Below are 12,226 nucleotides of genomic sequence, written 5' to 3'. Positions count from 1 at the left end.
CCGTAATTTCAGTCTTAGGCGTTGATACGCAAGGTTAACCCTATGCGCAATCAGGCGAAGAGCGCAGCGGCGAAAAATAGCACAGGGATCAGGCCCGCATCGCGGTTTGCGCGAAACAGTTCCAGCAATCTCGCGCTATCGTCCAGTTTCAGGCGACGCAGCTGCCACATCAAATGCCAGCCCATCGCCCAAGGCCCGACCAACAGAATGACCATTTGCAGGATTTCCCCATCTGGCGCGGCAGCAATCACGGCGATTCCCATCAGGGCCACAGTGATAACCAGGAACCAGGCCAGGTATTTCGGCGTATCCTCGGCAAACAGGCGCGCGGTGGATTTCACTCCGATCAACGCGTCATCTTCGGTGTCTTGATGGGCATAAATCGTGTCGTAAAACAGCGTCCAGGCCATGCCGGCCAAGTACAGCATGACCGCCGGCAGGCTCAGGCTGCCAGTATGCGCGGTCCAGGCCAGCAACGCCCCCCAGTTAAAGGCCACACCCAGAAACACCTGAGGCCACCAGGTAAAACGTTTGGCAAAGGGATAGATCGCCACCGGCACCAGCGACACCACCCCCAGCAGGATCGCCATGGGCGGAAAGGTCAGCAAAATGGCAAAAGAGATCAGGCATTGCAGCGCCGCCCAGGCCAGCGCCTGTTTCACACTAACCTGCCCCGACGGGATCGGGCGCGAGGCGGTGCGTTCCACCTTGCCGTCAAAATCGCGGTCGGTGATGTCGTTCCAGGTGCAACCTGCACCGCGCATCAACACCGCACCAATGGCGCAGCCGACAAAAATCCACAGATCAAACAGCCGCATTTGCCCGTCACTGATCATCGCCAGCAGCAACCCCCACCAGCAAGGCAACAGCAACAGCCAAGACCCGATGGGGCGATCTGCCCGGCTGAGGCGCAGATAGGGGCGCAGCGGGGCCGGGGCCAGCGTGTCGACCCAATTGCCTTTGACAGCGTCGGCAACTTGTCCTTCTGCTTCGGGGGCTTCTGCCTCTGGTGTCTGGTCTGAACCGGTCATATGCTGCGCCTCATGAAGCCGAAAATCCGCCTTTATGTAGAGCACCCCTTGGGTCCGGGACAAGCCGTCACGCTGACGCGTGCGCAGGCGCACTATCTTTTTGGCGTCATGCGTCTGAGCAGCGGATCGCCCGTCGCCCTGTTCAACGGCACGGATGGCGAATGGCGCGCCGAGGTGGTCGAGGCGGGCAAGCGTGGCGGCACTTTGGAATGTTCAGAGCAAACCGCTCCCCAAACCTTGCCACCGGACCTTTGGCTTTGCTTTGCCCCGATCAAAAAATCCCGCACCGATTTTATCGTTGAAAAATCGGTCGAAATGGGCGCGCGGCGCATTGTGCCGATGCAGACCGAGTTCACAAATTCCGAACGCATCCGCCAGGACCGCTTGCAGGCCCATGCCGTCGAGGCAGCCGAGCAATGTCGCGCCACTTATGTGCCCGAATTGGCTCCGCTGATCCGCTTTGACGCTTTGCTGGACCAGCTTTCAGACCGCCAGATCCTGTTTTGTGACGAAGCCACTGCCGACAATACTGCCGATAATACAGAGACCGGGGCGCATGGCGGGCCGGGCGACGGGGCCGCGCCTGATGCCGGTTGGGCCATCCTGATCGGCCCCGAAGGCGGGTTTGCCCCAGCCGAGCGCGCCAAATTACGCGCGCTTCCCAATACCCATATTCTCAGCCTCGGCCCACGTATTTTGCGCGCTGACACCGCGGCGATTGCGGCCATGACCCTTTGGCAAACCCGTTTCGGAGATTGGTAACATGTTGCGTTTGGCAACCGCCCAAGACGTTGCAGCCCTCGACGCCTTCCTGGCTCACCATGCCGAAAGCTCCATGTTCCTGCGCAGCAATCTGGCCGCCCATGGCACGGATGAGCGCGACCACCGCCATGGCACCCGTTTCTACATCTGGGGCGAGATGCAGGGGGTGTTTGGCGCAACGGTCTCCGGCTTTCTTCTGGTTCAGGCTCCCAATTGCCCGCCCGAGGCCTTTGCCGCCTTTGCCCAAATTCTTGATCAGGAACGCGCCCTTGGCATGACCGGCCCGGACAATCAGGTCGTACAAGCGTTGACTGCCCTCGGGCTGAACACCGCCCGCTATCAGCTCAACCATGCCGAGCCGCTCTACCGTCTCGATCTTGCGCATTTGCCAGCGGGCAGGCTGCCCATGCGCGCGCCTCAGCCGCAAGATCTGGAGCTTTTGGTTGATTGGTTCTCGGGCTATCTGGTCGATACCCAGCAAAACACACAAGATAACGTCGCCCAACCGGCCCGCGACCGGGCGCAAATGGCGGTGGACACCCAATCCATCCGGCTATTCTTGCGCGGGGGACAACCCGTGGCCATGGCGGCCGTCAATGCCAGCGTGGCCGATTATGTGCAGGTGGGTGGTGTGTTCGTGCCTCAGGATCAGCGTCAAAAGGGGCTGGGGCGGCGCGTTACCACGGCGCTTTTGCAAGAGGCGCGGGATGATGGGGCCAAAACCGCGATCCTCTTTGCCAATAACCCCCCGGCAGCGCGGGCCTATGAGGCAATCGGATTTCAAAAGGTTGGTGATTTCAGGGTGGCGATTCTGGCCAAACCAACCGCGGTCACCCCGCAGCCAAACCCGGCCAGAATGCGATAGCCCACCAAAGGCGGGCTATCTCCCCGAAACTGAGGTTACTGATCCGCCAGCAGTACAGCCGGGTCGGCATCAACGATGTCATCCCATTTGCCGTTCGCATCCTGGATAAAGCCGGGGATATTGCCGTCCCAACGTTCCTGCACAGCCGGTGACAGGTTCAGATACAGCTTGTTGTCGACGATTTTCCAGACTTCCGGGTCGCCGTCAAATTTGAAACCCATGGCCGTGCCAAAGGCGCAATAGCCGCCATAGGCCGGGGCATAAGCCTCTGGATTGGCTTCGAATTTGGCTTTGTTTTCCTCAGAAGAAAAACGGTAGGTCGCGTCGTTATAGACAGCAGTGATCTGGAAATCACCCGGTGTTGGCGCGCCATCAGTGAAATAGGCAACGGGGTCATAGCCGCGCAAAGCCAGGCCTGTGGTGGTGGCATTGACGTCAAAGCCAGCAGCCAAAACAGAGGATGCGAGGGCAACAGAAACGGCGACACCGCCGATGAAGGATTTGATAATGGACATGTTGGTCCCTTTGTATGTGGGTCTGCCATCTGCAGGAATATGCGCGTGACAGTCAGATTTCATCGCGCGCCGGAAAATTGACGCTTGTGACGGTTCGAAATGTGTTGCCCGCCGGTGCTTCGATATCTGTGACAGGGGTGGCTCACATTCAAAACAACCTTAATTGAACTGCCGTTATTTTCCGTCATCCGCCCCAAACCCTCGGGGCCGCTGGAAAAATCCGCCTTGTGAACCCGGTCAGCGCGCCCTTAATGTCAGTCACACAACCCGCCAAGCCAAAGGAAACCCCATGGCCCTGATCCGCCCCGAAGCCGCCAAGGCCCTGTCGCGTTGGAGCGAAGCCATGACCGGTGCCGCCATCAGCGCACTGGGGCTCTATTGGGCGTTTTTCACCGGCGGTGGCCTGCTGCATTGGATCGGCTATTTCCTCGCCGTTTTGGGGGCGTTTCTCTGTGCCAGCGGCATTCGCCGCGCCCGCTTTGCCCATGACGAGGACGGGCTGGGCCTTGTCCAGATCACCGAGCGCCAGATCAGCTATTTCTCGCCCACCGGGGGCGGGGCCTTGTCGGTTGACGGGCTCTGGCGCGTCACGGTTGATGTGCTGGACATGATGGCGGTGCAATGGGTTTTCGTCGGCGAAGAGGGCACCCTGGCCATCCCCATCGACGCCGCCGGAACCGATGCCATTTTCGACATGCTCTCGGCCCTTCCCGGCGCAGATTTTGAAGCCGCCATTCGCGCCATGTCCGCCACCGAACCACACAGCTATGTGATCTGGCGCAAGCCCTCTGTGCAAACATCGGTAAACCGGGTGCATTGACACCGCCTGACATTCGCCTCATGGCTTAGGGTCAGGATGCATTGATTTGGTGCCACTGGCGCAGGAAGGGCAAAAAAGCAGAGGTTTTGGACGCGCAGGAACTGGCAGGGTCAATTTCAAGCGGTCAAGGCCGCTGCTTTGCAGCGCTTCCTGCGTCTGCAAGATTTGCCTGACTTAGCCCCTGACCTGCGTTTCATCGCCTTGAAATACAACCAGTATTTCTGTGCCGATGTGCCTTGTCAGGGCCTAAGTCAGGCAAACCAGAGGCACCAAATCAATGCATCCTGACCCTAACATCCAAGGCGGCACTAACAGGCGGAGAGCCCATGTCCATCCCTCAATCCGGCGGCGGTCCCATCGAGCGCCATGAACAATTGGCGGAATACCTGTCTTCGGGCTGCAAGCCCAAAGAGGATTGGCGCATCGGCACCGAACATGAAAAGTTCGGCTATTGCCGCGACACCCATAAACCCTTGCCCTATGAGGGCGAACGCTCGATCAAAGCTGTGCTCGAAGCGCTGCGCGACCGCCATGGCTGGGCCCCGCTGGAAGAGGCGGGAAATATCATTGGCCTGACCAAAGATGGGGCCAATATCTCGCTCGAACCCGGTGGCCAGCTGGAACTGTCCGGTGCGCCGCTGGAAACCATTCACCAGACCTGCGACGAGGTGAACGCGCATCTGGTCGATGTCAAAGACATCGCGGATCAGATCGGCGTCGGCTTCATCGGCCTTGGCGGTGCTCCGATCTGGACACATGAGCAGATGCCGGTCATGCCCAAGGGCCGCTATCGCCTCATGACAGATTACATGGACAAGGTGGGCACCCTTGGCAAATCCATGATGTATCGCACCTGCACCGTGCAGGTTAATCTCGACTTCGCCTCCGAGGTCGACATGGTGCAGAAAATGCGCGTCGCCCTGGCCTTGCAGCCCGTGGCCACCGCGCTGTTCGCCAACTCGCCCTTTACCGAAGGCAAGCCAAACGGTCACAAAAGCTGGCGCTCGCGGATCTGGCGCGATCTCGATGCTTCGCGCACCGGCATGCTGCCATTCGTGTTCGAAGACGGATTCGGCTTTGAGGCCTGGGTCGACTACGCGCTCGATGTGCCGATGTATTTCGTCTATCGCAATGGCGAATATATCAACGCGCTGGGCCAATCCTTCCGCGATTTCCTCAAGGGCGAATTGCCCGCGCTGCCCGGCGAAACCCCAACTCTGTCCGATTGGGCCGACCACCTGACCACGATCTTCCCTGAGGCGCGGGTGAAGAAATTCATCGAAATGCGCGGGGCAGATGGCGGCCCCTGGCGTCGCCTTTGCGCGCTGCCCGCTTTCTGGGTTGGTCTGACCTATGATCAATCCGCGCTGGATGCGGCCTGGGATCTTGCCAAAGACTGGGATGCGGAAACCCGCGAAGCCCTGCGCGTCGCGGCATCGGTCGATGGGCTTCAGGCCGAGGTCAACGGCATCAAGATGCATGACCTTGCGCGCGAAGTTGTGGCGATCTCCGAATCCGGTCTCAAGGCCCGTGCCAAACCCGGGGCAGGGGGGCTGGTCCCGGACGAAACCCACTTCCTGAACGCGCTCAAGGAATCACTGGAAACCGGCCAGGTCCCCGCCGATGAATTGCTCGCGCATTATCACGGTGACTGGAATGGCGACCTCAGCCAGATCTACGCGCAGTACTCCTATTAAAACCACCCCCCGGTTTCTTTGGGCCACAAATATCCCGGGGAGTCCGCCTTGGCGGACGGGGCAGCGCCCCAAAGCGTGCCTTGTAAAGCGCGCAAACGGGGCGGTCAGGAACTGGCCTGCCCCAAAACCCGCGTCCGGTAATAGTCACTGATCTGGGCGCGTTGCGCTTCCAACTCTTCTGCGCTGGGCTCCTGATGCAATTTTAGCAAGGTTGCATAGCCTTGACGGGCATCGTGAGGTTTGCTCGCGCTGGCGGTTTCAGTGGCCTTACCTGAAAGCCCCTCAAACCCACGCGCATGCGGCGCGGCCCAGGGGCCACCAGCCCCATTCGGCGGCTGACCCCATTTGTTTTCCTCACTCTCCGAGGGCAGGCACAACAGCACGAACAGCCAGATCGGTCCGACAATCGGAATGGAATTGACAAAATACCACATGCCCGACCGCCCGGCATCATGCAGGCGGCGCACGGTCAAGGTCAGCGTGGGCACGATGGTCACAATAATCAAAACCGGCGTCATATAGGCAAAAATGCTGAAATTGGGCACGTCAGCGGTCGCGATAGTATAAAGATCAAAGCCCACAGCCAGAGTGCCGAGGGTCAGCAAAATCCCCTGCACCCACCAAAATTCCGCCCGCGTGGCTCGGCCCGTGATGTTCAAAGCGCGAAAGATGTAATTCTCAAATGCGGTATGCGGGCCGATCATTTTCATGCTCCGGTAGAATACGGTCAGCATTTTTTTGCCCGAAAAGCAGGGCAAAATTCGGGCGCGAACTGGGAAAGCTTGCGGCTTTGCTTTGGGATTTATCTCAGCTTGTGATCACTCTTGGCCCGGTCTCAATACCCAAGGGCGCAGCCATCCTTGCGTGGGTCCGATGCCCCTTCCAACACACCGTTTTCATGGATGAAAATGGCCTGGCCGCCCCCCAGCGCGGTTTCGGGAATCTCGATGTCATGTCCTTTGGCGGCCAGTTCCGCGCGGACCTGATCATCATAGCCACGCTCGACTTGCAGCTTGCCTTCGGTGGCAAAACTGCGCGGCATATCCAGCGCAGTCTGAGCATCCATGCCGTAATCCAGCATATTGCTTACCAGACGCGCATGACCATTGGGCTGATACTGCCCACCCATAACGCCAAAGGGCATGATCACCCGGCCCTTGTCGCGCAACATGGCGGGAATAATCGTGTGCATCGGGCGCTTGCCGCCCTGCAATTCATTCGGATGCCCAGCCTGCAGCGAGAATCCCGCCCCGCGATTCTGGAACAGAATGCCAAATTTTTCCGACGCAATCCCCGAGCCAAAGCCATGGAAAATCGAATAAATCAGCGACACCGCCATGTGGTCGCGATCCACCACGGTGATATAGATCGTGTCCTTATGCACCGCTTCGCTTTGGCGATTGGCGTTTGCCATGGCCCGGTTGGGGTCGATCAAACTGGCCAGGTCGGCGGCGGTTTTCGCAGACAGGAGGTGATCCAATTTGGCCATATGATCGGGATCGGCCAGAAACCGATCGCGCGCATCATAGGCCAGTTTGGCGGCCTCAGCCTCGATATGCACACGGTCTGCGCCTTGCGGATCCATCGAGGCTAGATCGAAATGTGACAGGATATTCAGCATCAGATGCGCGATGATGCCTTGCCCGTTGGGCGGATGCTCCAACAGCTCTTTATCTTTGTAAAATCCGCTGACCGGGTCGCCGATTGTGCAGGCCGTGGCGGCGAAATCTTCGGCAGAATGATGACCCCCGAGCTTGTTCAAACTGGCCAACATGTCATCGACCACCTCGCCCTCGTAAAACCCTTTGCGCCCCTGGCTGGCGATGCGGCGCAGCAGGTCCGCCTGTTTTGGTAGGGCGAAAACCTCACCCACCTGCGGCACCTGGCCGTTGATCAGGAAATCCCTGCGCGCGCTGCCTTGCAAAATCGAAGCGCTGTTTTGCCAGTCAAAGGCAACACGTGGTGCGACCGGAACCCCGTGTTCCATATAGTGAATCGCGGGCGCAAGGCTGTCGGCCAAGCCCAGTTTTCCCCAGCGTTCCGACAAGGTGCAAAACCCGTCCACCGCGCCGGGGATCGTGACGGCATGCGCATCGTAAAGCGGCATCTTGTCGAGCCCTTGCTCGCGCAACTCTGCGGCACTGGCCTGTGCTACCGCCCGCCCGGAGCCGTTCAGGGCCACAACATCCTTGCCCGGTTCCGAGATCAGCGCAAAGCAATCGCCCCCCAACCCGGTCATTTGTGGCTCGGCCACCCCCAGCAACACCGCCCCGGCAATCGCCGCATCCGCCGCATTGCCGCCGCGTTGCAGGATGCCAATCGCCGCCTGAGCAGCCAAAGGGTGCGAGGTTGCGCACATCCCGTTCGTGGCAAAAACGGCCGACCGGCCCGGCAAATGAAAGTCGCGCATGGGGTGAGGATCCTATTGTTTGCGTTGAACAATAGGAGGCCCGAAGGCGCGGTCAAGCCGTGCGTGATCTTCTGGACGTTGCGTTCTGCTAGGGGGGAAAGCTGATAGTCCTCGGCGCCGCGCACTGGGTGGGGGCTGTAACACGCGGCACCGAGGGAAGCCTATGCAGCTACAAGACCCGTTTTGACGGTTGGCTGAGGCACCAATATGACCGGTGTAAGGAGATTTTGCGGCAGGTACATTTTCTCAAAAATTGTCCACGCAACAGAAAACGCAGCCGGTTTTAAGGCACAATAGCTTATGTGATTTTTTCGGGGGATATCCTCGACACCATGCACTGGGTGGGGGCTGATAATGCATGGTGCCGAGGTAAGCTATATGCAGCTATGGGATTAGTTTTGCCGCTGAATTTGGCCGAAATTGAGACGCTGCTGGGGTAAAATCGCGGCTCTGCTCAAAACCCCTGTTTCGACCCATTTGCCCACCTCAGATCTTGGACATCCAAGGGGCAATGGTCTCGTTTCTGAAGAAGAGCAAACGCCACACGGAACAAGTCCGCCCATTGCGGGTAAGCGAACGCAAACAGCACGGATCTGACGTTATAGCGTCCGGCCTTTAACCTGACTCATCAAGCGACACGAATGTCCCGAGAGCGCCGAAGGCGTGGCAGGGTATTCGTGTCTCAAGTTTAAGGTCGGGCGATCTAATTAACCGCCGACCACCTGGATCGGCATTTCCAGCGACAGGTGGTTTTCACGGCCCCGCCGTTCATAGGTCAGCTCATCGCTGAGCGTGCGGATCAGATACCAACCGAAACCACCTTCGGGCATGTCTTGTATGTCCACATCAACATTGGCTGATTTGCCTTCGGGCAAGGCCCCATGCGGCATTGCACTGCCGCAATCGACGAAATGCGCCTTGAGCACGGCGGTTTGGAAATTCACATCCAGTTGGATTTCACCATCCGGGCGTTCCTTATAGGCGTGTTCAACAATATTGTTGAGAACCTCAGCAATGACGACCTCCCACATGTCGCCAGGACATGTGTGGAAATCGCTGACTTCCAGCTGTTCGCGCAGCGATGTCAGCGTTTCCCGCACAGCTTCTGGTGTGCTGCGCAAGACATATTGGAAGGCCAGCGTGTCATTGGCGCCAGATCCGGCTGTCATTTCGATCTCTCCGAAAGGGCTCAGCAATCAGGCGCTTTTGGCCAGGGCATCCTGGGCCGAGCCATGGATGGTGAAAATCGAATCCATGCGGGTCATGCGAAACACTTTGTCCACTGCGGGTGTCAGGCCGGCAAGATCCATCTTGCCGCCTTGGGGCACCAGTTTCATCGCCGCCACGATTGACCCCAACCCACTGGAATCAATGAACATGACCTTGTGAAGGTCCAGAACATACTGGGCCGCATTGCCGCCCATTTGTTCGCGCATCTTATCCTTGAACGCGATGGCCACTGACGCATCAATACGCTCGGCCTCAACCGTGACAATCATCACATGATCTTGTGTATGGGTAGAAAATTCCATGCCCGCCTCATTCATAAAGTCACGCTGACCCTAGACGGCAATCCTTACCATTCGGTATGCAAGACCCACTTAGGAGGAGTTCACATGCAAGAAGTAGTCATCACCGGCGCAGCGCGCACCCCGATGGGGGGATTTCAGGGCGCGTTCAGCGGTGAAGAAGCCGCCAAATTGGGCGGTCGCGCGATCGAGGCCGCGCTGGAACAGGCCGCGAATCCCCAGGTTGACGAGGTCCTGATGGGCTGCGTTTTGCCAGCAGGACAGGGGCAGGCCCCGGCGCGTCAGGCTGGCTTTGCCGCTGGTCTGGGCGAAGAGGTGCCCGCCACGACACTTAACAAAATGTGCGGGTCCGGGATGAAGGCGGCGATGTTTGCCTTTGACCGGCTAGCGCTGGGCCACGCGGATACCATCATCGCTGGCGGGATGGAGAGCATGACCAACGCCCCGTATTTGCTGCCAAAAATGCGGGATGGTGCGCGGCTTGGTCATGGTCAGGTCATCGACCATATGTTCCTTGATGGGCTTGAGGATGCCTATGACAAGGGCCGTCTGATGGGCACCTTTGCCGAGGATTGCGCCGAAAGCTTTCAGTTCACTCGCGAAGCGCAGGACAATTACGCGCTTGCCTCTTTGTCACGGGCGCTTGAGGCGCAGAAAAGCGGTGCGTTTGAGGGGGAAATCGCCTCGGTCACCATGACAACCCGCAAAGGCGAGGTTGTGGTTGCGCAAGATGAACAGCCCGGCAATGCCCGCCCTGAAAAGATCCCGCATTTGAAACCCGCCTTTCGCAAGGATGGCACGGTCACCCCGGCGAATTCCTCGTCGATCTCTGACGGGGCCGCAGCCCTTGTGATGACCACCGCCGAGGCCGCCGCAGCAGCGGGGACCGAGATTCGCGCCCGCGTTCTGGGCCATGCCAGCCATGCCCACGCCCCCAGCCTTTTCCCGACCGCCCCGGTGCCCGCCGCGCAGAAACTGCTGCAGCGTCTGGGCTGGAGCACCGAGGATGTCGACCTTTGGGAGGTGAACGAAGCCTTTGCCGTGGTGCCCATGGCCTTCATGCAGGAAATGGGCATTCCCCATGACAAGGTGAACGTGAATGGCGGAGCCTGCGCTCTGGGCCATCCCATCGGGGCCTCCGGCGCACGCATTATCGTCACCCTGCTGAACGCCTTGGAAAAACGCGGCCTCAAACGCGGTGTGGCCGCCATCTGCATTGGCGGCGGCGAAGGCACGGCGATTGCGATTGAACGGCCTTAACTCAATTCCCCAAGTCCTCGTGTGAGAGGGCTTGGGGCGCAATTCGGAATTCCCACCACGCCCAGGCGCGGCTTAGCCCTATAAACGCGGGAATGCTGAGCGCCAGGGCAAGCTGGGCAAAAGCAAGCCAATAGCCCGAGTGGACAGTGCTAAAAACAATCTCTCCGCAATCCAGGGGGACGAGATAAAGGGCGACACAGACTGACAAGATACAGGCAACCAAAACCAGTCGTTCAACCCCGTTTGGCTTTCTGTGAAGGCGCGCAAGCCGCAGCGCCCCAGGCACAGAAAAGAGGGTGAAGGCAAAGATCAAAGCATCATCGTCAGCGCCTGAACTCTTTAATTCCCGACAATAAATTGGCCCGTCTGCCCCTTTCGCCATCAATCCGGGCGCAAGATCGCCAAAATTCCAACCAATCAATACCATCACCAAAATGCAGCCGAGCAAAGCGGCATTCCACGCCCAAATGCTCAGCATTGATGTTTGTGGCGAAACGTCCTGCATTTAATAAATTCCTAAAAAACACTGATCTGGAACCTCCGACCATTGGGTCCAACCTTAACAACAGTGACAGGTGGAATTGCAACGTTGGAAGCGCCACTTTAAACACGAAATTGCAGGGGTAAGCTTCGATTTTGGTTTTAGAGCTAACTTTCATCGCTCTGAGTTTATTTAGCTGGATGCGCTTCGAAACGGGTGATCTTACACAAATTCCCGCGCGCTATGTCTCTCTTCCGCCTTCTGAAACTGTGCAGATCACGCTGCCGACGTATCTGCCGCCTCGGGAAAGGATATTCACTGGTGACATTTTGCCAACCGGATTGGTCGACGACCCACATTATAGGGCCAGTTGGGTTGCGAAAACGACAGTACAGGACGGAACGCAAACCAGGCACTTTCGAGCACGTCTCTTTGACGTGAATTACCGCTTTTCAGAGATGTTTCGATCACAATTCATTGCGATCGAAGAGAATGGTCAAACACATAAGGTTCAAGTTCCCGAATTCTATTTGGTCAGCTTGGCCAACAATTTCCATCCAGTATTTGCGGGTTTGTCCAGCGAGGGCGGCGTCTTTTTTCTTCCTGCAATCCGCTCAAAGTCCAGTGACAAAGTTGGGGATGTTTCGACCGGTCTTTTGGTCCTGAACTGGCCGGACCTCGACACCTTGATTTTTGCCACTTCTGATCGGGATGTCGCTAGGTTCCAATCTGTCGTTATACAGCTCAATCGAGACCCCCAAATTGGAAGTTACGCGGACAGTTTTTGTAATTCGCAATGGCGACCGACTGTCGAATTTTGGACGATTACTCTCGGGCGCCCATGCCCCAAATAAAC

Annotated in this window: 13 protein-coding genes; 6 read left to right on the top strand and 7 right to left on the bottom strand. The window is 58.1% G+C overall.

Features of this window, described 5'->3' with window-relative positions:
- Window positions 1-50 precede the first annotated feature (50 nt).
- Window positions 51-1,031 carry a 4-hydroxybenzoate octaprenyltransferase gene (gene ubiA, locus CLV87_RS04630; protein WP_099243228.1) on the bottom strand — a complete coding sequence of 327 codons (981 nt, stop codon included), beginning with the start codon at window positions 1,029-1,031 and terminating at the stop codon, window positions 51-53.
- A 12-nt stretch (window positions 1,032-1,043) separates the two neighbouring features.
- On the opposite strand from ubiA, the gene CLV87_RS04625 reads away from it, so the two are divergent.
- The gene (locus CLV87_RS04625) at window positions 1,044-1,793 is read left to right on the top strand and encodes a 16S rRNA (uracil(1498)-N(3))-methyltransferase (protein WP_099244756.1); all 750 of its coding nucleotides are present in this window, start codon (window positions 1,044-1,046) and stop codon (window positions 1,791-1,793) included.
- Between the two features lies 1 nt (window position 1,794).
- A complete protein-coding gene (locus CLV87_RS04620; RefSeq protein ID WP_099243229.1) occupies window positions 1,795-2,658 on the top strand; it encodes a GNAT family N-acetyltransferase in 864 nt (287 codons plus the stop codon).
- A 35-nt stretch (window positions 2,659-2,693) separates the two neighbouring features.
- On the opposite strand, the gene CLV87_RS04615 is transcribed toward CLV87_RS04620, so the two are convergent.
- Window positions 2,694-3,173, bottom strand: coding sequence for a YHS domain-containing (seleno)protein (locus CLV87_RS04615; RefSeq protein WP_099244758.1), 480 nt, complete (start codon window positions 3,171-3,173; stop codon window positions 2,694-2,696).
- A 289-nt stretch (window positions 3,174-3,462) separates the two neighbouring features.
- Here CLV87_RS04615 and CLV87_RS04610 point away from each other — a divergent pair, with 289 nt between their 5' ends.
- Both CLV87_RS04610 and CLV87_RS04605 read left to right on the top strand, forming a co-directional pair.
- Window positions 3,463-3,993 (top strand): hypothetical protein, encoded by a 531-nt coding sequence (locus CLV87_RS04610; protein ID WP_099243230.1) that lies wholly within the window; start codon window positions 3,463-3,465, stop codon window positions 3,991-3,993.
- A 326-nt stretch (window positions 3,994-4,319) separates the two neighbouring features.
- Window positions 4,320-5,690 (top strand): glutamate--cysteine ligase, encoded by a 1,371-nt coding sequence (locus tag CLV87_RS04605; RefSeq protein ID WP_099243231.1) that lies wholly within the window; start codon window positions 4,320-4,322, stop codon window positions 5,688-5,690.
- 104 nt (window positions 5,691-5,794) lie between these two features.
- On the opposite strand, the gene CLV87_RS04600 is transcribed toward CLV87_RS04605, so the two are convergent.
- From CLV87_RS04600 to CLV87_RS04585, 4 genes are all read right to left on the bottom strand, one after another.
- Window positions 5,795-6,424 (bottom strand): DUF805 domain-containing protein, encoded by a 630-nt coding sequence (locus CLV87_RS04600; protein WP_099243232.1) that lies wholly within the window; start codon window positions 6,422-6,424, stop codon window positions 5,795-5,797.
- A 101-nt stretch (window positions 6,425-6,525) separates the two neighbouring features.
- The gene (locus CLV87_RS04595) at window positions 6,526-8,100 is read right to left on the bottom strand and encodes a gamma-glutamyltransferase family protein (RefSeq protein WP_099243233.1); all 1,575 of its coding nucleotides are present in this window, start codon (window positions 8,098-8,100) and stop codon (window positions 6,526-6,528) included.
- Window positions 8,101-8,807: 707 nt separating this feature from the next.
- A complete protein-coding gene (locus CLV87_RS04590) occupies window positions 8,808-9,269 on the bottom strand; it encodes an ATP-binding protein (protein WP_133840691.1) in 462 nt (153 codons plus the stop codon).
- 27 nt (window positions 9,270-9,296) lie between these two features.
- A complete protein-coding gene (locus tag CLV87_RS04585) occupies window positions 9,297-9,632 on the bottom strand; it encodes an STAS domain-containing protein (RefSeq protein ID WP_099244760.1) in 336 nt (111 codons plus the stop codon).
- 84 nt (window positions 9,633-9,716) lie between these two features.
- Between CLV87_RS04585 and CLV87_RS04580 the strand changes: the two genes are divergently transcribed.
- Window positions 9,717-10,889 (top strand): acetyl-CoA C-acyltransferase, encoded by a 1,173-nt coding sequence (locus tag CLV87_RS04580; protein ID WP_099243235.1) that lies wholly within the window; start codon window positions 9,717-9,719, stop codon window positions 10,887-10,889.
- Window position 10,890: 1 nt separating this feature from the next.
- On the opposite strand, the gene CLV87_RS04575 is transcribed toward CLV87_RS04580, so the two are convergent.
- Window positions 10,891-11,394, bottom strand: coding sequence for a hypothetical protein (locus tag CLV87_RS04575; RefSeq protein WP_133840690.1), 504 nt, complete (start codon window positions 11,392-11,394; stop codon window positions 10,891-10,893).
- A 131-nt stretch (window positions 11,395-11,525) separates the two neighbouring features.
- Here CLV87_RS04575 and CLV87_RS24035 point away from each other — a divergent pair, with 131 nt between their 5' ends.
- The gene (locus tag CLV87_RS24035; protein ID WP_133840689.1) at window positions 11,526-12,224 is read left to right on the top strand and encodes a hypothetical protein; all 699 of its coding nucleotides are present in this window, start codon (window positions 11,526-11,528) and stop codon (window positions 12,222-12,224) included.
- The last annotated feature ends 2 nt before the right edge of the window (window positions 12,225-12,226 follow it).

The organism is Pelagimonas phthalicica (assembly GCF_004364805.1).
Classification (GTDB): Bacteria; Pseudomonadota; Alphaproteobacteria; order Rhodobacterales; family Rhodobacteraceae; genus Pelagimonas; species Pelagimonas phthalicica.
Note: the sequence above shows the minus strand (reverse complement) of the source record. Positions and strands in the feature narration are given on the sequence as shown.